This is a genomic window from Pseudomonas sp. 09C 129 (genome assembly GCF_002843625.1).
Taxonomy (GTDB): Bacteria; Pseudomonadota; Gammaproteobacteria; order Pseudomonadales; family Pseudomonadaceae; genus Aquipseudomonas; species Aquipseudomonas chlororaphis.
On the sequence record NZ_CP025261.1, the window covers coordinates 6517439 to 6535183 of the forward strand.

15 protein-coding genes and 1 pseudogene are annotated in these 17745 nt (G+C 63.3%); 12 read left to right on the forward strand and 4 right to left on the reverse strand.

Features of this window, described 5'->3' with window-relative positions; genetic code table 11:
* Positions 1-82 precede the first annotated feature (82 nt).
* The 3 genes from CXQ81_RS29120 to CXQ81_RS29130 all read left to right on the forward strand — a co-directional run bounded on the left by CXQ81_RS29120 (position 83) and on the right by CXQ81_RS29130 (position 3030).
* Positions 83-538 (forward strand): MaoC family dehydratase, encoded by a 456-nt coding sequence (locus CXQ81_RS29120; RefSeq protein WP_053281082.1) that lies wholly within the window; start codon positions 83-85, stop codon positions 536-538.
* A gap of 103 nt (positions 539-641) precedes the next feature.
* Positions 642-2360, forward strand: coding sequence for a C13 family peptidase (locus CXQ81_RS29125; RefSeq protein WP_101339227.1), 1719 nt, complete (start codon positions 642-644; stop codon positions 2358-2360).
* Between the two features lie 28 nt (positions 2361-2388).
* Positions 2389-3030: an oxidoreductase gene (locus tag CXQ81_RS29130; RefSeq protein WP_101339228.1), complete on the forward strand. Its 642-nt coding sequence runs from the start codon at positions 2389-2391 to the stop codon at positions 3028-3030.
* Between the two features lie 154 nt (positions 3031-3184).
* On the opposite strand, the gene CXQ81_RS29135 is transcribed toward CXQ81_RS29130, so the two are convergent.
* The 4 genes from CXQ81_RS29135 to CXQ81_RS29150 form a co-directional block, all read right to left on the reverse strand.
* Entirely contained in the window at positions 3185-3472 is a 288-nt protein-coding gene (locus CXQ81_RS29135; protein WP_009051050.1) for a YceK/YidQ family lipoprotein, read from the reverse strand.
* Positions 3465-4097, reverse strand: a complete 633-nt coding sequence (gene ubiX / locus CXQ81_RS29140) for a flavin prenyltransferase UbiX (RefSeq protein ID WP_007927126.1) — start codon at positions 4095-4097, stop codon at positions 3465-3467. Before ubiX ends, CXQ81_RS29135 begins: the two co-directional genes overlap by 8 nt.
* Complete coding sequence (gene mpl / locus CXQ81_RS29145) at positions 4094-5443, reverse strand: UDP-N-acetylmuramate:L-alanyl-gamma-D-glutamyl-meso-diaminopimelate ligase (protein ID WP_007927128.1); 1350 nt, start codon at positions 5441-5443, stop codon at positions 4094-4096. Before mpl ends, ubiX begins: the two co-directional genes overlap by 4 nt.
* Positions 5444-5736: 293 nt before the next feature.
* Positions 5737-7653 carry a sigma-54-dependent Fis family transcriptional regulator gene (locus CXQ81_RS29150; RefSeq protein ID WP_101339229.1) on the reverse strand — a complete coding sequence of 639 codons (1917 nt, stop codon included), beginning with the start codon at positions 7651-7653 and terminating at the stop codon, positions 5737-5739.
* A gap of 429 nt (positions 7654-8082) precedes the next feature.
* On the opposite strand from CXQ81_RS29150, the gene CXQ81_RS29155 reads away from it, so the two are divergent.
* The 9 genes and pseudogenes from CXQ81_RS29155 to CXQ81_RS29195 all read left to right on the forward strand — a co-directional run bounded on the left by CXQ81_RS29155 (position 8083) and on the right by CXQ81_RS29195 (position 17736).
* Complete coding sequence (locus CXQ81_RS29155; RefSeq protein ID WP_007924088.1) at positions 8083-9603, forward strand: aldehyde dehydrogenase family protein; 1521 nt, start codon at positions 8083-8085, stop codon at positions 9601-9603.
* A gap of 165 nt (positions 9604-9768) precedes the next feature.
* The gene (eat, locus tag CXQ81_RS29160) at positions 9769-11217 is read left to right on the forward strand and encodes an ethanolamine permease (protein WP_007924089.1); all 1449 of its coding nucleotides are present in this window, start codon (positions 9769-9771) and stop codon (positions 11215-11217) included.
* Between the two features lie 55 nt (positions 11218-11272).
* The gene (locus tag CXQ81_RS29165; RefSeq protein ID WP_023969298.1) at positions 11273-12667 is read left to right on the forward strand and encodes an ethanolamine ammonia-lyase subunit EutB; all 1395 of its coding nucleotides are present in this window, start codon (positions 11273-11275) and stop codon (positions 12665-12667) included.
* Between the two features lie 10 nt (positions 12668-12677).
* Positions 12678-13502 (forward strand): ethanolamine ammonia-lyase subunit EutC, encoded by an 825-nt coding sequence (gene eutC / locus CXQ81_RS29170; protein ID WP_053262807.1) that lies wholly within the window; start codon positions 12678-12680, stop codon positions 13500-13502.
* Between the two features lie 107 nt (positions 13503-13609).
* Positions 13610-14068 (forward strand): N-acetyltransferase, encoded by a 459-nt coding sequence (locus CXQ81_RS29175; RefSeq protein WP_007924092.1) that lies wholly within the window; start codon positions 13610-13612, stop codon positions 14066-14068.
* Positions 14069-14319: 251 nt separating this feature from the next.
* The gene (locus CXQ81_RS29180) at positions 14320-14976 is read left to right on the forward strand and encodes a DedA family protein (RefSeq protein ID WP_007924093.1); all 657 of its coding nucleotides are present in this window, start codon (positions 14320-14322) and stop codon (positions 14974-14976) included.
* A gap of 5 nt (positions 14977-14981) precedes the next feature.
* Positions 14982-15791, forward strand: coding sequence for a zinc-dependent peptidase (locus CXQ81_RS29185; RefSeq protein ID WP_053262809.1), 810 nt, complete (start codon positions 14982-14984; stop codon positions 15789-15791).
* Between the two features lie 264 nt (positions 15792-16055).
* Positions 16056-16583 carry an inorganic diphosphatase gene (gene ppa / locus CXQ81_RS29190; protein WP_003228599.1) on the forward strand — a complete coding sequence of 176 codons (528 nt, stop codon included), beginning with the start codon at positions 16056-16058 and terminating at the stop codon, positions 16581-16583.
* 806 nt (positions 16584-17389) lie between these two features.
* Positions 17390-17736, forward strand: a pseudogene (locus CXQ81_RS29195) (hypothetical protein).
* Positions 17737-17745 lie beyond the last annotated feature (9 nt).

The window sequence follows — 17745 nt, forward strand, 5'->3', positions numbered from 1 at the left end:
TGATGATCTACAGTGGGTGGTCAGGGGGTACGCCCCCCGCCCCTTTAGAACGATAAAACCGATGAACCCAAGGAGAGTCTCAATGCCGTATGTTCCTGTTGCAGAGCTCAAAGATTATGTCGGAAAGGAACTAGGACGTTCCGAATGGCTCACCATCGATCAGCAGCGTATCAACCTGTTCGCCGAAGCCACGGGTGACTTCCAGTTCATCCACGTCGACCCGGTGAAAGCCGCCCAGACGCCGTTCGGCGGCACCATCGCCCACGGTTTCCTATCGCTGTCGCTGATCCCGAAACTGATGGAAGACATCCTGATCCTGCCCGAGGGTCTGAAGATGGCGGTCAACTACGGCCTGGACAGCGTGCGCTTCATCCAGCCGGTCAAGGTCGATTCCAGAGTCCGCCTCAAGGTCGATCTGGTGGACGTCACCGAGAAGAAACCCGGCCAATGGCTGCTCAAGGCCACCGCCACACTGGAAATCGAAGGCCAGGAAAAACCAGCCTACATCGCCGAGCCCTTGTCCCTCTGCTTTGTCTGAAACCTTCCTGATGCGAAACAGCTCACGCTGTTTCGCGCAGCCTCTCTATATATAAGCCTCGTTGCTGCGGCATACTCGGTCCCCTAATTATCCGGATCCCGCTATGCGCCCACTTGTACCCCTGGCTCTGACCCTGTTGCTCACCGCATGTGGAGACGGCGAATCGCTGCTGCCTCCCGATGCCCGTCTGCCGGACGGTGGTCGCTACCGCGGCGATGTGGTCAACGGGTTGTTGCAGGGACAAGGCCGCATCGACTACCCCAACGGCAGTTGGTATGCCGGCCAGTTCGACAGCGGCCAGTGGCATGGCCAGGGCGAATGGCACGGCAGCGACGGCGAGATCTACCGCGGACAATTCCAGCAGGGCCTGTTCCACGGCCAGGGCAGCCTGACCACCAAGGACAGCAGCTACACCGGTGGTTTCAAACTGGGCCGGCGCGACGGTGAAGGCACCCTCAAGGAACGCGGCATGACCTACCGCGGCGAATTCAAATCCGACCTGTATTCCGGGCTCGGCCGTCTCGAACTGGAAGACGGCAGCCAGTACCAGGGCCAGTTCTCCCGCGGCAAGCCCAATGGCCAGGGCCAGCGCAGCGATGCCAGCGGCAACCAGTTCAGCGGCCAGTTCGTCGATGGCCAGCTGGAAGGCAACGGCACCTTCAGCAGCGCCGAGGGCGACCTCTACGTCGGCGGCTTCAAACAGAACCAGCTCAGCGGCAAGGGCCGCTACGAAAACGCCGACGGCGATGTCTGGATCGGCCAGTTCAAGGAGGGCGCCCTCAGTGGCAAGGGAGAGCTGATTGGCGTCGACGGCAGCCACTACATCGGCCGTTTCAGCGACTGGCGCTTCAGCGGCCAGGGCCGCCTGAACCTCAGCGACGGCAGCTTCTATATCGGCGGCTTCGAAGGCGACAACTACCAGGGCCACGGCGTGCTGGTGCTGCGCGATGGCTCCGTGCAAAGCGGCGACTGGATCAATGGCCTGCGGGTTCGCGATGCCGACGGCCGACTGTTGCCCGACCCACTGGAGACCGGCCTGCTGGCCCAGGGCCGCCTGCTCGACGACGCCCTCGGCGCGGTACCGGCGTCGACCCCCGCCATCGAGCTCTACAGCCTGACGCTGGCCGGCGATGGCAAGCAAAGCGTGTTTCTGCGCGAGGCCGACTATGTCAGCAACATGCTCGCCACCCGCTTCGGCGCCTACGGGCAGATCCGCCTGGTCAACCACCGCGACCGCCTCGACAGCCGGCCCATGGCCACCCGGGAAAACCTGCGGCGCGCGGTACAGGTCCTGGCCGAACGCAGCGGCCCGGAAGACCTGCTGTTTATCTACCTGACCAGCCACGGCACCAGCGAACACGAACTGGTGCTCGACCAGCCACGCCTGGAGCTGGCCGACCTGCCGGCCGACGAGTTGGCCGCGGTACTGGCGCCACTGAAGAACCGCGACAAGATCATCGTGATCTCGGCCTGTTATTCCGGCGGGTTCATTCCCGCGCTCAAGGATGAGCGGACCCTGATCATGACCGCTTCGCAGGCCGACCGCGTATCGTTCGGCTGCTCGGAAGAAGCCGACTTCACCTACTTCGGCGACGCCCTGTTCGCCCAGGCGCTGAACCAGACCGACGACCTGGAACAGGCCTTCAAGCTGGCCAGGGCGACCGTGGCCGAACGTGAACTGGCGGACAACTTCGAAGCCTCCGAACCGCAGATCTGGGCGCCCAAGGGGGTCTTGGCGCACTGGCAGCATCTGCGCAAGCAACAAGCACGAAAGGCGCTGCAAAGCGCCGCCAACGACAGCAAGGAAGCAAAGAGCAACTAAGCTGAAACAGTATCAAGGGGGAAACACTATGTACTTGACGCCTCAGCATATCTTGCTCGCCGGCGCGACCGGCCTGACTGGCGAGCACTTGCTCGACCGCCTGCTCAACGAACCCACGGTAACCCGCGTACTGGCGCCCAGCCGGCGGCCCTTGAGCGAACATCCGCGCCTGGAAAACCCGGTCGGCGAGCCGGCGGTACTCCTGCCGCAGCTCAGCGGCCGGGTGGACCTGGCGTTCTGCTGCCTGGGCACCACCCTCAAGAAAGCCGGCTCCGAACAGGCGTTCCGCGCCGTCGACCTGGACCTGGTGGTGGCCTTCGGCAAACGCGCGCGGGAGATGGGGGCGCGGCACCTGGTGGTGATCAGCGCCCTGGGCGCGGACGCGAAATCCTCGATTTTCTACAACCGGGTCAAAGGCGAAATGGAACAGGCGCTGAAGGCCCAGGACTGGCCGCAACTGACTATTTGCCGGCCGTCGCTGCTGCTTGGCGAACGCATCGAACCGCGTCTCGCCGAACAGCTGGCCGGCCCGCTGTCCAAGCTGATTCCCGGCAAATACCACGGCATCGAAGCCTGCCATCTGGCCCGGGCCATGTGGCGCCTGGCGCTGGAAGAGCAGGATGGAGTGCGGATCGTCGAGTCCGACGAATTGCGCAAGCTGGGCAAATAAACGCCATGGATCGCGCCTGTAGCCGCTGCCGCAGGCTGCGATCGACTGCGCAGCAGGCGCAATGCTGACGACGCGATTTGCCGCACCACCGCGCCGCCCGCCTCTACGGCCGCTACGCGACCGATCGCCGCCTTCGGCAGCGGCTACAAGGTCGTTACAACCCGCCTGTAGCCTGGAAACCAACCCCCAATACCGTCAGCACCGACAGCGGCAACAGCAGCGTGTCGAGCAAGGCGCTGGCCGGCAGATCGACACCCGGATAGCTCGGCGCTTCGGCACCGAAGCGATCCATCGGGCAACAACCGCCCTGCATCACATACAGATCCAGGCGCGTCCCGGAATACACCACCGGTGCGCCTGGCTTGGCCGCGTTCAGCGTGCGTGCCGTGGCGCAGCCGCCCAGTTGCAGGGCGACCAGCAGGATCAGCAGCGACTTACTCATCGCTGCTCAGGTGATGCTCGCCCCACCGCGGCAGCATGTCTTGCGGGATGTTCAACAGGTTGAGAATCCGCGCCACGACAAAATCCACCAGGTCGTCGATGGTCTGCGGCTGGTGATAGAAACCCGGAGAAGCCGGCAGAATGGTCACGCCCATGTTCGACAGCTTGAGCATGTTTTCCAGGTGGATGCTCGAGTAAGGCGCCTCGCGCGGTACCAGGATCAACTGGCGGCGTTCCTTCAGGGTGACGTCCGCCGCCCGCTCGATCAGGTTGTTGCAGGCGCCCGTGGCGATGGCCGACAAGGTACCGGTGGAGCAAGGCACCACCACCATCGCCGCCGGCGAACCGGAGCCCGAGGCCACCGGCGACATCCAGTCTTCCTTGCCATACACGCGGATCTGCCCGGCTGCCGCACCGGTGTACTCGGTGAGGAAGGCCTGCATGGTCTGCGGCTTGGATGGCAGGGTCACGTCGGTCTCGGTCGCCATCACCAACTGCGCGGCCTTGGAGATCAGGAAGTGCACTTCACGATCTTCGCGCACCAGACAATCGAGCAGGCGCAGGCCGTACTGGGCGCCCGAGGCGCCGGTCATCGCCAGGGTGATGCGTTCCGGACCGTTGTTCATCGCAGTGCCTCGGCCAGCTTGCCGTGCAGGCCGCCGAAGCCGCCGTTGCTCATGATCACCACGTGGGTGCCCGGCTTGGCCTGGCTCTTCACCCGCTCGATGATGCCTTCCAGGGAGTCGCTGACAATCGACGGCACGCTGCACAGCGCGGCGGTGGCGCCCAGGTCCCAGCCGAGATTGGCCGGCGCATACCAGACCACCTGATCGGCCTGGTTGACGCTTTCCGGCAGCCCGTCACGGTGGGCGCCGAGCTTCATGGAGTTGGAGCGCGGCTCGATGATCGCGATCAATGGCGCATCGCCGATGCGCTTGCGCAAGCCGTCCAGGGTGGTGGCGATGGCGGTCGGGTGGTGAGCGAAGTCGTCGTAGATGGTGATGCCATGGACTTCAGCCACCTTCTCCATCCGCCGCTTGACGCTCTTGAACGCGCTCAGCGCAGCGATGCCCATGGATGGCACCACACCGACATGGCGCGCCGCGGCCAGGGTCGCCAGGGCGTTGGCGACGTTGTGCTGGCCGGTCAGGTCCCACTCGACCACGCCTTGGGCCTCGCCTTCGAACATCACTTCGAACTTCGAGCCGTCTTCGCTGAGCAGCTTGACCTGCCATTGGCCGCCGGCGCCGGTGGTTTGCACCGGGGTCCAGCAGCCCATGTCGATCACCCGTTGCAGGGCCGGCTCGGTGGTCGGGTGGATGACCAGGCCTTCGCTCGGGATGGTCCGCACCAAGTGGTGGAACTGCCGCTCGATCGCCGGCAGATCGGGAAAGATGTCCGCGTGATCGAACTCGAGATTGTTCAGGATCGCCGTGCGCGGACGGTAGTGCACGAACTTCGAGCGCTTGTCGAAGAAGGCGCTGTCGTATTCATCGGCCTCGATCACGAAGAACGGTGTGCCGCCCAGGCGGGCCGACACCGAGAAATTCTGCGGCACGCCACCGATCAGGAAGCCCGGGCTCATGCCCGCATGCTCCAGCACCCAGGCCAGCATGCTGCTGGTGGTGGTCTTGCCGTGCGTGCCGGCCACCGCCAGCACCCAACGGCCTTGCAGCACATGGTCAGCCAGCCATTGCGGGCCGGAAACATAGGGCAGGCCCTTGTTCAGCACATATTCCACCGCCGGGTTGCCGCGGGACATGGCATTGCCGATCACCACCAGGTCCGGTGCCGGGTCAAGCTGGGCCGGGTCGTAACCCTGGGTCAACTCGATGCCCTGGGCCTCGAGCTGGGTGCTCATCGGCGGGTAGACGTTGGCATCGGAGCCGGTGACATGATGGCCCAGTTCTTTGGCCAGAACCGCCATCGAGCCCATGAAGGTGCCGCAAATACCGAGAATATGAATGTGCATAGAAGGCCTCGTAAAACATCGAGGCAGGTTAGCGTAGAGGGCTGCAAATCGCACTCTTTAGCTGATGGGGGAACAGGCTGTTGTCACTGCCGGAGGTTGTGACGAGTTCTGTGGGGCTTTTGCCGGGGAATCGCTCGAACGCCGCTGGAGCCTTGGACCGCGGTTACCGATGTATCGGCGGCTGCGCCGTCTATCGCGAGCAAGCTTCACTGCTACAGATACAGTGCGCATTCCTGTAGGAGCAGCCGGTCGACGCTCGATTGTTCGCGATGAACGATAACGCGGTGCCGCGCCTAGCGAGCAATCCCATGCTTGCGCAGCTTTCTATAAAGGGTGTTGCGGCTCACCCCCAGCTGCTCGGCGGTGTGGGTCATATGCCAGCGCTGTTGTTCCAGCACATTGAGCAAGGCCAGGCGTTCGGCATCGTCCAACGGGTATCCGCCCGCCTCCTCGGCAGCTGCCGGCATTGGCGCCGGACGGCCCTGGCGAATCATCGCCGGCACATCCTCCAGGCCGATGCGTCCGTCGTCGCAGAGCGCCGCCAGGGTGCGCAATACGTTGCGCAGTTGCCGCACGTTGCCTGGCCAGTGGAAGTCCAGCAGGGCCTGGCGTGCCGGGCCGTCGAGCGAGACCAGCTGGTCGCCGGCCTCTTGCGCCAGGAGAAAATCCAGCAACTGGGATTTGTCGCTGCGCTCGCGCAGCGCCGGCAAGGCGATTTCCAGGCCATTGAGCCGGTAATACAAATCCTCGCGGAAGCTGCCATCCCGCACCCGCTCCAGCAGGTCCCGGTGAGTGGCGCTGATGATGCGTACGTTGACCGCCTGCGGCTCGCCGCCGATAGGCACCACCATGCGATCTTCCAGCACCCGCAACAGGCGGGTCTGCAAGGCCAGCGGCATATCGCCGATTTCATCGAGGAACAGCGTGCCGCCATCGGCCTGCTGCAACTTGCCGCGCATGCCTTCCTTGCGTGCCCCGGTGAAGGTGCCGCCGCGATAACCGAACAGCTCGCTTTCGATCAGGCTTTCGGGAATGGCCGCGCAGTTCAAGGCAACGAAGGCTTTCTCCGCCCGCTGGCTGGCATGGTGCACCGCCTTGGCGAACGCCTCCTTGCCGGAGCCGGTTTCGCCGTTGATCAACAGCGGCACATCGCGCTCGAACACGCGCAAGGATTTGCGGAAGTCGTCTTGCAGGGCCGCATCGCCCAGGCAGATCTCGGGCAGGCGCGGACGCTCCAGCGCCTGCGCCCTCGGCGGCAGCGGTTGCGGCACGCTGCGCGGCTGGCCACGCAACACCGCGAACAGATGCCGCCCATCACGGGTGCGCAGCGGCCAGCTGGCGCTGGCATTGACACTGGCGCGGCCCAGCAACTCGTCCAGCGAGCAGTCGAAAAAAGCTTCCACCGGCTTGCCCAGCAAGCCGCCGCGAATATGCCCCAGCAGGTTCAAGGCGCTCTGGTTCACCGCGCTGATCCGCCCTTCCCCGTCGAATGCCAGCAAGCCTTCGCTGAACAAGCCGACGGACTCGGCCTGCAGGTGAAAACGCAGCAGCCATTGATTGTCGAAATAACGCAGGAAATAGCAGCTCTCGATCATCTTCGCCGAGAGGTTGACCAGGGCCATGGTGTGGAACTGGCTCTGGCGCGACACATCCGGGCGCGCCGAGGAAACGTCGAGCACCGCCAGCAGTTCACCGTGAGGGTCGAACACCGGGCTGGCCGAGCAAGTCAGGCCGGTATGGCGGCCACGGAAATGTTCGTCCTGGTGGATGGTCAGGGACTGGCGCTCCACCAGGCAGGTGCCGATGCCGTTGGTGCCCTCGCAGGCCTCGCTCCAGTCGGCGCCGAGCCAGAGCCCGGCGCGTTCGAAAATCTTGCGCTCGGCGGGCGCGGTGACACAGTTGAGGATCACCCCGCGGGCGTCGGTCAGCAGCACCGCATGGCCGGCGCCGGACAGCTGCTGGTGCAGGCTGGTCATCTCGTTGCCGGCGATCTGCAGCACCTGCTGCAGGCGTTCGCGGCTTTCCAGCAGACGTCCGTGCTCGAGCACGGTGGGCGCCATGCTCAGGGCCGGGTCGAGGTGATAGTCCTCCAGGCAACGCAGCCAGGAGCGGGCGATGGAAGGATCGCTGCCGGGCCCCTGCAGATGGGCCTTGCCTTGGGTCACGGTCAGCACTTGCTGGGCGTGCCGGGTGAGGTGATTGCTGTGCATTTCTTATTGTTCTCCTGCTGCGCTGACTGCTCAGAAGGCACCCACCTGTAGCCGCTGCCGCAGGCTGCGCCAAGCCCCGCAGGGGCTTCCGCGATCTGAAGAGCAGCGCCCGCTTCGCGGTCGTTCGCAGCCTGCGGCAGCGGCTACAGAAGAGTTCTTCAGATCCTCGCGGCCCACCAGCATCCTCCAGCCATGGATGCATTGCAATGCTGCTTCGACCAATGAGTCACAGGCTGTGCCACAAGCGGTACAAAGTGTCACCCGGCCTGTGCCACAACTGCCACATACGCCCGGTACGCAGCCGCTGAAACATTCGTAAACCCTTGATTTTCCTGGCCCGCAACGCAGTGGCCCGGGCTTTGCTCTACGCTTTTACAAGCGCAACAGCGCGTCCTCCCCTATAAGCACAAAAGCCAGGAGATACCCACCATGCGTTATGCACACCCCGGTACTGAAGGCGCTATCGTTTCGTTCAAGAGCAAATACGGTAACTACATCGGCGGCGAATTCGTCGCGCCTGTCAAAGGTCAGTACTTCACCAATACCTCGCCAGTAAACGGCCAACCGATCGCCGAGTTCCCGCGTTCCACCGCCGAAGACATCGAGAAAGCCCTGGACGCCGCCCATGCCGCCGCCGACGCCTGGGGTGCTACCTCGGCACAGGCCCGCTCGCTGATCCTGCTGAAAATCGCCGACCGCATCGAGCAGAACCTCGAACTGCTGGCCATCACCGAAACCTGGGACAACGGCAAGGCCGTGCGGGAAACTCTCAACGCCGACATCCCCCTGGCCGCCGACCACTTCCGCTACTTCGCTGGCTGCCTGCGGGCCCAGGAAGGCAGCGCCGCGGAAATCGACGGCAACACCGTGGCCTATCACATTCACGAACCGCTGGGCGTGGTCGGGCAGATCATCCCGTGGAACTTTCCGCTGTTGATGGCCGCCTGGAAACTCGCCCCGGCCCTGGCCGCCGGCAACTGCGTGGTACTCAAGCCGGCCGAGCAGACCCCGCTGGGCATCTGCGTGCTGATGGAGCTGATCGGCGACCTGCTGCCGCCGGGCGTGCTCAACGTGGTGCAAGGCTTCGGCAAAGAAGCCGGCGAAGCCCTGGCCACCAGCAAGCGCATCGCCAAGATCGCCTTCACCGGTTCGACGCCAGTGGGCTCGCACATCATGAAATGCGCCGCCGAGAACATCATCCCGTCCACCGTGGAACTGGGCGGCAAGTCGCCGAACATCTTCTTCGCCGACATCATGCAGGCCGAACCGAGCTTCATCGAAAAGGCCGCCGAAGGCCTGGTGCTGGCGTTCTTCAACCAGGGCGAAGTCTGCACCTGCCCGTCGCGCGCACTGGTGGAAGAGTCGATCTACGACGAGTTCATGCAAGTGGTGATGAAAAAGGTCGAGCAGATCAAGCGCGGCGACCCGCTGGACACCGACACCATGGTCGGCGCCCAGGCGTCCGAGCAGCAGTTCGACAAGATCCTCTCGTACCTGGAAATCGCCAAGGGCGAAGGCGCGCAGCTGCTGACCGGCGGCAAGGTGGAGAAACTCGAGGGCAACCTGGCCAGCGGTTATTACATCCAGCCGACCCTGCTCAAGGGCAACAACAAGATGCGTGTGTTCCAGGAAGAAATCTTCGGCCCGGTGGTGAGCATCACCACCTTCAAGGACGAAGCCGAAGCCCTGGCGATTGCCAACGACACCGAGTTCGGCCTTGGCGCCGGCCTCTGGACCCGCGACATCAACCGCGCCTACCGCATGGGCCGGGCGATCAAGGCCGGTCGTGTGTGGACCAACTGCTACCACCTGTACCCCGCCCACGCGGCGTTCGGCGGTTACAAGAAGTCCGGCGTCGGCCGTGAAACCCACAAGATGATGCTCGACCACTACCAGCAGACCAAAAACCTGCTGGTGAGCTACGACATCAACCCGCTGGGCTTCTTCTAAAAACCAGCAACGCCAGGGACAAGGGTGAAGCCGCCAACGCGGTTTCACCCTTGGGGGCCGCTCGCGCAAGCTCGCGATGACGACCTCAAGGCAGAACACTCCATCGCCTTGCAACACCGATCCGGTCTGCCGACCGGGCACAACAATAAGAACAGGTGAACCCTTATGCCTAGCGAACATACCGGCGTGCAGTCGGCTGGCTCTTCGGTCGACTTTGAAAAAGTCGGCTCCGACTATTTCCAACAACGCGAACTGAAAAAAGGCGCGGCAGGCTGGGTCCTGCTGGTGGGCCTGGGCGTGGCCTACGTCATCTCCGGCGACTACGCAGGCTGGAACTTCGGCCTGGCCCAGGGCGGCTGGGGCGGCATGTTCCTCGCCACCCTGCTGATGGCCACCATGTACCTGTGCATGTGCTTTTCCCTGGCCGAGCTGTCCTCGATGATCCCCACCGCTGGCGGTGGCTACGGTTTCGCCCGCAGCGCCTTCGGCCCCTGGGGTGGCTTCCTCACCGGCACCGCGATCCTCATCGAATATGCGATCGCCCCAGCGGCGATCGCGGTGTTTATCGGCGCCTATTGCCAATCGCTGTTCGGCATCGGCGGCTGGATGATCTACCTGGCGTTCTACATCGTGTTCATCGCCATCCATATCTTCGGGGTCGGCGAGGCACTGAAGCTGATGTTTATCATCACTGCCGTGGCCGCCATCGCCCTGGGCGTATTCCTGGTGGCGATGGTGCCGCACTTCTCGGTGGCCAACCTGCTGGATATCCCGGTCACCGAGGCCGTGGGCGCCAGCAGCTTCCTGCCGTTCGGTTATGTCGGTGTGTGGGCGGCGATTCCCTACGCCATCTGGTTCTTCCTGGCGGTCGAAGGCGTCCCGCTGGCCGCGGAAGAAACCAAGAACCCCAAGCGCGACCTGCCCCGCGGCCTGATCGGCGCCATGCTGGTGCTGCTGAGCTTCGCCCTGCTGATCCTGGTGATCGGCCCCGGCGGCGCGGGGGCCAACGCCCTGCTGACCTCCGGCAACCCGCTGGTGGAAGCCTTGGCCAAGGCCTACGGCGGCTCGACCTGGATGGGCAGCTTCGTCAACCTGGTGGGTCTGGCCGGCTTGATCGCCAGCTTCTTCTCGATCATCTACGCCTACTCGCGGCAGATTTTCGCCCTGTCCCGCGCGGGTTACCTGCCGCGCAAGCTGTCGGAAACCAACAAGAGCAAGGCGCCGGTCCTGGCGCTGGTGATCCCCGGCATCATCGGTTTCGGCCTGTCGCTGACCGGCCAGGGCGACCTGCTGATCCTGGTGGCGGTGTTCGGCGCGACCATCTCCTACGTGCTGATGATGGCCGCGCACATCACCCTGCGCATCCGCCGCCCCAAAATGGATCGTCCGTACCGCACCCCGGGCGGCATCTTCACCTCCGGCGTGGCCCTGGTACTGGCCTGCATCGCCGTGGTGGCGGGCTTCCTGGTGGATCCGCGGGTGGTCATTGGCGCCGCGATCATCTATGGAGTATTAATTGCTTACTTTGCTTTCTACAGTCGGCATCACTTGGTAGCAGGCACGCCCGAAGAAGAATTCGCGGCCATTCAGAAAGCTGAAGAAGCCTTGCACTAACCGCCGAAAACCTCGACGCAGGGGCCACGTCCCTGCGTCGTCACGGAGAACCTGTATGGCAAGTTTCGCCCACACCGTCGGCGCCCAGACCTACCGCTTCGACAGCCTCAAGGAGGTCATGGCCAAGGCCAGCCCGGCGCGTTCCGGGGACTTCCTGGCCGGCGTCGCCGCCCTCAACGACGGCGAGCGGGTCGCCGCGCAAATGACCCTGGCGGATATTCCGCTCAAGCATTTCCTCGAAGAAGCGCTGATTCCCTACGAGACCGATGAAGTCACCCGGTTGATCATCGACACCCACGACAAGGCCGCCTTCGCCACCGTCAGCCACCTCACGGTCGGCGGCTTTCGCGACTGGCTGCTCAGCGACGCCGCCGACGAACAGAGCCTGCGTGCCCTGGCACCCGGGCTAACCCCGGAAATGGCCGCTGCCGTGTCGAAGATCATGCGTGTCCAGGACCTGGTGCTGGTGGCGCAGAAGATCCGCGTGGTCACCCGGTTCCGCGGCACCCTGGGCCTGCGTGGACGGCTGTCGACCCGCCTGCAGCCCAACCACCCGACCGACGAACCGGCGGGTATCGCCGCGAGCATTCTCGACGGCCTGCTCTACGGCAACGGCGACGCCATGATCGGCATCAACCCGGCCACCGACAGCATCGCCTCGATCTGCGCCCTGCTGGAAATGCTCGACGCCATCATCCAGCGTTATGAAATCCCCACCCAGGCCTGCGTGCTGACCCACGTCACCACCTCCATCGAGGCGATCAACCGTGGCGTGCCGCTGGACCTGGTGTTCCAGTCGATCGCCGGCACCGAGGCGGCCAACGCCAGTTTCGGCATCAACCTCAATGTGTTGCAGGAAGGCTACGAGGCCGGCCTGAGCCTCAAGCGCGGCACCCTGGGGCAGAACCTGATGTATTTCGAGACCGGCCAGGGCAGCGCGCTGTCGGCCAACGCCCACTTCGGCGTCGACCAGCAGACCTGCGAAACCCGCGCCTATGCCGTGGCCCGGCACTTCAAGCCGTTCCTGGTGAACACCGTGGTTGGCTTCATCGGCCCGGAGTACCTGTACAACGGCAAGCAGATCATCCGCGCCGGCCTGGAAGACCATTTCTGCGGCAAGCTGCTGGGCGTGCCCATGGGGTGCGACATCTGCTACACCAACCACGCCGAAGCCGACCAGGACGACATGGACACCCTGCTGACCCTGCTGGGCGTGGCCGGGATCAACTTCATCATGGGCATCCCCGGCTCCGACGACATCATGCTCAATTACCAGACCACCTCCTTTCACGACGCGCTCTACGCCCGCCAGACCCTGGGCCTGAAACCGGCGCCGGAGTTCGAGCAGTGGCTGGCGAAAACCGGCATCTTCACCCAGCCCGACGGCAAGGTGCAGTTCGGCCACAACCTGCCGCCGGCCTTCCGCCAGGCACTGGCACAGCTTCAGTAAGGACAGGCTTATGGACAAACATCCGACCGACAGCCAGAACCCCTGGCTGGAGCTGCGCCGCCTGACCCCGGCGCGTATCGCCCTGGGCCGCACCGGCACCAGCCTGCCCACCGGCGCCCAATTGGACTTCCAGTTCGCCCATGCCCAGGCCCGCGATGCGGTGCACCTGCCCTTCGACCATGCCGGGCTGAGCAGCCAACTGGCCGAACGCGGTCGCGACAGCCTGCTGCTGCACAGCGCCGCCAGCGATCGCCACAGCTACCTGCAACGCCCGGACCTGGGGCGCAAGCTCAGCGACGATTCGGCCCAGGCCCTGCGCGATCATGCATCCGCCAACCCGGGCGGGGTGGATCTGGCGGTGGTCGTGGCGGACGGTTTGTCGGCGCTGGCGGTGCATCGGCATACCCTGCCGTTTCTCGCCCGTTTTGAAGAACAGACCGCGGCCGAAGGCTGGTCGCTGTCGCCGGTAATCCTCGTGGAACAGGGCCGGGTGGCGGTGGCCGACGAAATCGGCGAGCTGCTCGGGGCGAAAATGACCGTGATCCTGATCGGCGAACGCCCGGGCCTCAGCTCACCGGACAGCCTGGGGCTGTATTTCACCTACAACCCGAAGGTCGGGCTCACCGATGCCTATCGCAACTGCATTTCCAACGTGCGCCTGGAGGGCCTGAGCTACGGCATGGCGGCCCACCGCTTGCTGTACCTGATGCGCGAGGCCTGCAGGCGGCAGCTCTCGGGGGTCAACCTGAAAGACGAGGCCCAGGTGAACACGCTGGACAGCGACTCGCCCGACACCACCAAGGGCAATTTCCTGCTGGGGCCTGCAAAGCCATGACTTTTCGAGACGATTGCGCTTTTTCCAGGCTTTAGGCAGCATCGAAACACGGCTGCCCGAGTAATGAACCGTTTGCCGTCGTATCCATTCGAAGTTGAGGACAACTCATGCGGATTACTCAAGCGACCCTCGAACACCTGGATCTGTTGACCCCCCTGTTCGTCAAATACCGCGAGTTCTATGGCGCCCTGCCTTTTCCGGACTCGTCCCGGGCCTTCCTGGAAAAGCGCCTGCGCCGCAAGGAATCGGTGATCTACCTGGCCCTGCCCGACGATGACGACAAGAAACTCCTCGGTTTCTGTCAGCTCTACCCCAGCTTTTCCTCCCTGTCCCTGAAGCGCGTGTGGATCCTCAACGATATCTACGTCGCCGAAGACGCTCGCCGACAACTGGTGGCCGACAACCTGATCCGCACCGCGAAGAAAATGGCCAAGGACACCCAGGCCGTACGCATGCGTGTCTCCACCAGCAGTGACAACGAAGTGGCACAGAAAACCTATGAATCCATCGGTTTTCGCGAAGATACCGAGTTCAAGAACTACATATTGCCGATCAGCGACGACTAAACCCCTCTGCAACCGCCCGATCACAACCTTCGACAGCGCCTGGGAAGACGCTGCCGAAGGCCACGATCTTTCGCCTTTGGCCAGCCAGCGCCGTCAAGACATCCCTCGCTACAAACTCAACGCCCATTTCACCTATCAGGTCTTATAATGCCGACCTTTTCGGGGCGTAAGATGAATCTGCGCCAGCTGTAAGTTTTTGCCCCAGTCATCGCACAGGCCCGCCGAGTCGGGCCGTCACCACAGGTGCCCCAATGGATTTCAACCCGATCGACCTCATCCTCCATCTCGACGTTTACCTCGACATGTTGGTGACCAACTACGGGCCATGGATCTACGCCATCCTGTTCCTGGTGATTTTCTGCGAGACCGGCCTGGTGGTGACGCCGTTCCTGCCTGGCGACTCCCTGCTGTTCATCGCCGGCGCGGTCGCCGCCGGTGGCGCCATGGACCCGGTGCTGCTCGGCGGCTTGCTGATGCTGGCGGCGATCCTCGGCGACAGCACCAACTACATCATCGGGCGAACGGTGGGCGAGCGACTGTTCAGCAACCCGAACTCGAAAATCTTCCGCCGCGACTACCTGCAAAAGACCCACGACTTCTACGACCGGCACGGCGGCAAAACCGTGACCCTGGCGCGTTTCCTGCCGATCATCCGTACCTTCGCCCCCTTCGTCGCCGGCGTGGCCAAGATGCCGTACCCGCGCTTCTTCGCCTTCAGTGTGGCCGGCACCATCCTGTGGGTCGGCGGCCTGGTGACCCTGGGCTACTTCTTCGGCAACGTGCCATTCATCAAGAAAAACCTGTCGCTGCTGGTGGTGGGCATCATCCTGCTGTCGCTGGTGCCGATGATCATCGGCGTGGTGCGCAGCCGCCTGGGCCGCTCGGCGGCAAAGGCTGAAAGCCACTGATCGCTATGTGGCCCCTCAGTGCCTGGCGCCGCCGGCGTCGGCTGGCCAAGCACCCGGTTGCCGATGAAATGTGGCAACGGGTGCGCCAGCACCTGCCCTTTCTCGACGGCCTGAGCGATGCCGAGGACCAGTGGTTGCGGGAAACCAGCGTCCTGTTTCTCGACGACAAGCACCTGAGCGCCCTGCCCGGGGTCGAGCTGCACCAGTTCGAACGCCTGCTGCTGGCCGCCCAGGCCCAGTTGCCGCTATTGCACCTGGGAGATTTGAACTGGTACCAGGGCTTCCACGAAATCGTCCTCTACCCCGACGACTTCCTCAGCCCCCAGCGCCATCGCGATGCCAGTGGCGTCGAACATGAATGGGACGGCGAACACAGCGGTGAAGCCTGGCAACAGGGCCCGATCATCCTGGCCTGGCCCGGCGTGCTCGCCAGCGGCGGCTGGGAAGCCTACAACCTGGTGATCCACGAGCTGGCGCACAAGCTGGACATGCTCAACGGCGACGCCAACGGCCTGCCGCCGCTGCACAGCGACATGCGCATCAGCGACTGGGCGCAGGTGATGCAGGCGGCCTACGACGACCTCAACCGCCAGCTCGATCACAACCCGGACGCCGAAACCGCCATCGACCCTTACGCCGCGGAAAACCCCGCGGAATTCTTCGCCGTCACCAGCGAGTACTTCTTCAGCGCCCCGGATCTGCTGCACGAGGCCTATCCGAAGGTCTACCAGCAACTGCAGCTGTTTTACCGGCAGAATCCGCTGGCCCGGCTCCAGCAATTGCAGGCCAGCGACCCGCACTACCAGCAACACTGAGGCGTCCTGCCGGAACGCGCCCGCTGGCGAAATAATCGTCGATCCTGACGGGTGTCTCTGAACTAAACAGGCTGCGGCGACTCTTCTTTTCGCAAGCAATCGAGCGTCGACCGACGGCTCCTGCATAGGGTTCGCGGCGTTTGGCCCAAGGCGTCCATACGTCCTTCGGTACGTGGCATAGCCCTTGGAATATGCCTATAATCGCCGCCACTTTTTGGTCAATCCGGCCAAGACATTTTGGTCAACTAACGGGGGCATCGCCCAATGAGCTACAGCAAGATTCCGGCTGGCAAAGACCTGCCGAACGACATCTACGTCGCAATCGAGATTCCGGCCAACCACGCGCCGATCAAATACGAAATCGACAAAGACAGCGATTGCCTGTTCGTTGACCGTTTCATGGCCACCCCGATGTTCTACCCGGCCAACTACGGCTACATCCCGAACACCCTGGCCGACGACGGCGACCCCCTCGACGTGCTGGTCGTGACCCCTTACCCGGTGGCTCCAGGCTCGGTCATCCGCGCCCGTCCGGTCGGCATCCTGAACATGACCGATGACGGCGGCGGCGATGCCAAAGTCATCGCTGTACCACACGACAAGCTGTCCCAGCTGTATGTCGACGTGAAGGAGTACACCGACCTGCCGCCACTGCTGATTCAGCAGATCGAGCACTTCTTCGCGAACTACAAAGATCTCGAAAAAGGCAAATGGGTGAAGATCGAAGGCTGGGACGGCGCCGACGCCGCCCGCGCCGCGATCACGAAGTCGGTTGCCGCCTACAAAGGCTAAGCAGCTGCAAGCTTCCAGCGCCAAGCTTCAAGAAAAAGCCCTGCTGACCCGGGGCTTTTTTATGCCTGTCGAATGCCCTCCCCGTAGGAGCGAGGCTTGCCCGCGATCTCCCCAGAACAACACTCCATCCCCCGCCAATCACACCCTCCGATACAAAACGCCTCTGCTTTTCACCCTCGTCACAGGCTCCGGCTAACGCTTTGCGCTGGGAATTCTCTTCGAATATCAGTATGCTGCGCCCCACCTTTGCGCATCGACCTGTTCAACCGGTCAGATCCGCCCGACGCGGCAGATGATTTTCTCGCCAAGTCCCACAGCCAGCCGCAAGAGCTGGGTGTACGTTTTGCAGGCTGGTGCGGTTTACCAAAAATGAACCAAGCCAGTCCCCGAGAAGCCGGCCACAAGCCGGCTTTTTAATGCCTGGAAAACCCTGTTCATGCGTAACCCGATGGGACCGGACAGGTCATCGGCCCCCGTTTCTGCCCCGGCAAAAGTAAGGTTCTTCGCTTTCTATTGAGCGACTTTTCCTAGAAACTCCCACCCGCTTGCGCCTGTGAAACCTGCTGTCTAGGCTCGGCCTGTCACTGCTTATTCAGTGATCGGGTTTAGCAGCTCGAAACATCACATTGGGCGCATCGATGTCACCGGTCGGTAGATTTTTTATTCTGCCTGTCATGGTGGCTGTGCGCAGGGCATCTTCGGATGCGTCGGTTTTCCAATGTGACCGGCCTGCTAACCTGCGTACAGCTGCCACCCCATCGTTTAGCAGCGACATCTGGCAGCTCCACTCACGTTGGAGATGCACCATGAAAAAGCTTGTTCCCGATCCGCCCCTGCCCGGGCAATTCAGAACCCCCGAGCACGATCTCGCCACCCAGCGCATCCGCCTGGCCCTGGCCGCGAATACAGCTGAAACCTCAATCCTCGGCAACCTGAAAGCCACCGCCCCGGCGTCAGCGCCGAAGAGGCCTTGGTGCATGTGTCGCTACTACTGGATTGCGCGGTACAGGTCAGCGACGAGATCAGCGAACGCGCCAGCGGTGTGGAGCGCGGGCTGATCTGGTCGATGATCCACTCGATGGAGATGGCCAATGCCGTAGTGAGCGCGTTGCTCGACACTAACCGGCCGGCCGAGGCTGGCGCGGGGCGTTAAAAATCGGCG

Excerpts from the sequence above, each read along its gene's own strand:
- CXQ81_RS29120 (WP_053281082.1), top strand. The coding sequence starts at position 83 with ATGCCGTATGTTCCTGTTGCAGAGCTCAAAGATTATGTCGGAAAGGAA.
- CXQ81_RS29125 (WP_101339227.1), top strand. The coding sequence starts at position 642 with ATGCGCCCACTTGTACCCCTGGCTCTGACCCTGTTGCTCACCGCATGT.
- CXQ81_RS29130 (WP_101339228.1), top strand. The coding sequence starts at position 2,389 with ATGTACTTGACGCCTCAGCATATCTTGCTCGCCGGCGCGACCGGCCTG.
- CXQ81_RS29135 (WP_009051050.1), bottom strand. The coding sequence starts at position 3,472 with ATGAGTAAGTCGCTGCTGATCCTGCTGGTCGCCCTGCAACTGGGCGGC.
- ubiX (WP_007927126.1), bottom strand. The coding sequence starts at position 4,097 with ATGAACAACGGTCCGGAACGCATCACCCTGGCGATGACCGGCGCCTCG.
- mpl (WP_007927128.1), bottom strand. The coding sequence starts at position 5,443 with ATGCACATTCATATTCTCGGTATTTGCGGCACCTTCATGGGCTCGATG.
- CXQ81_RS29150 (WP_101339229.1), bottom strand. The coding sequence starts at position 7,653 with ATGCACAGCAATCACCTCACCCGGCACGCCCAGCAAGTGCTGACCGTG.
- CXQ81_RS29155 (WP_007924088.1), top strand. The coding sequence starts at position 8,083 with ATGCGTTATGCACACCCCGGTACTGAAGGCGCTATCGTTTCGTTCAAG.
- eat (WP_007924089.1), top strand. The coding sequence starts at position 9,769 with ATGCCTAGCGAACATACCGGCGTGCAGTCGGCTGGCTCTTCGGTCGAC.
- CXQ81_RS29165 (WP_023969298.1), top strand. The coding sequence starts at position 11,273 with ATGGCAAGTTTCGCCCACACCGTCGGCGCCCAGACCTACCGCTTCGAC.
- eutC (WP_053262807.1), top strand. The coding sequence starts at position 12,678 with ATGGACAAACATCCGACCGACAGCCAGAACCCCTGGCTGGAGCTGCGC.
- CXQ81_RS29175 (WP_007924092.1), top strand. The coding sequence starts at position 13,610 with ATGCGGATTACTCAAGCGACCCTCGAACACCTGGATCTGTTGACCCCC.
- CXQ81_RS29180 (WP_007924093.1), top strand. The coding sequence starts at position 14,320 with ATGGATTTCAACCCGATCGACCTCATCCTCCATCTCGACGTTTACCTC.
- CXQ81_RS29185 (WP_053262809.1), top strand. The coding sequence starts at position 14,982 with ATGTGGCCCCTCAGTGCCTGGCGCCGCCGGCGTCGGCTGGCCAAGCAC.
- ppa (WP_003228599.1), top strand. The coding sequence starts at position 16,056 with ATGAGCTACAGCAAGATTCCGGCTGGCAAAGACCTGCCGAACGACATC.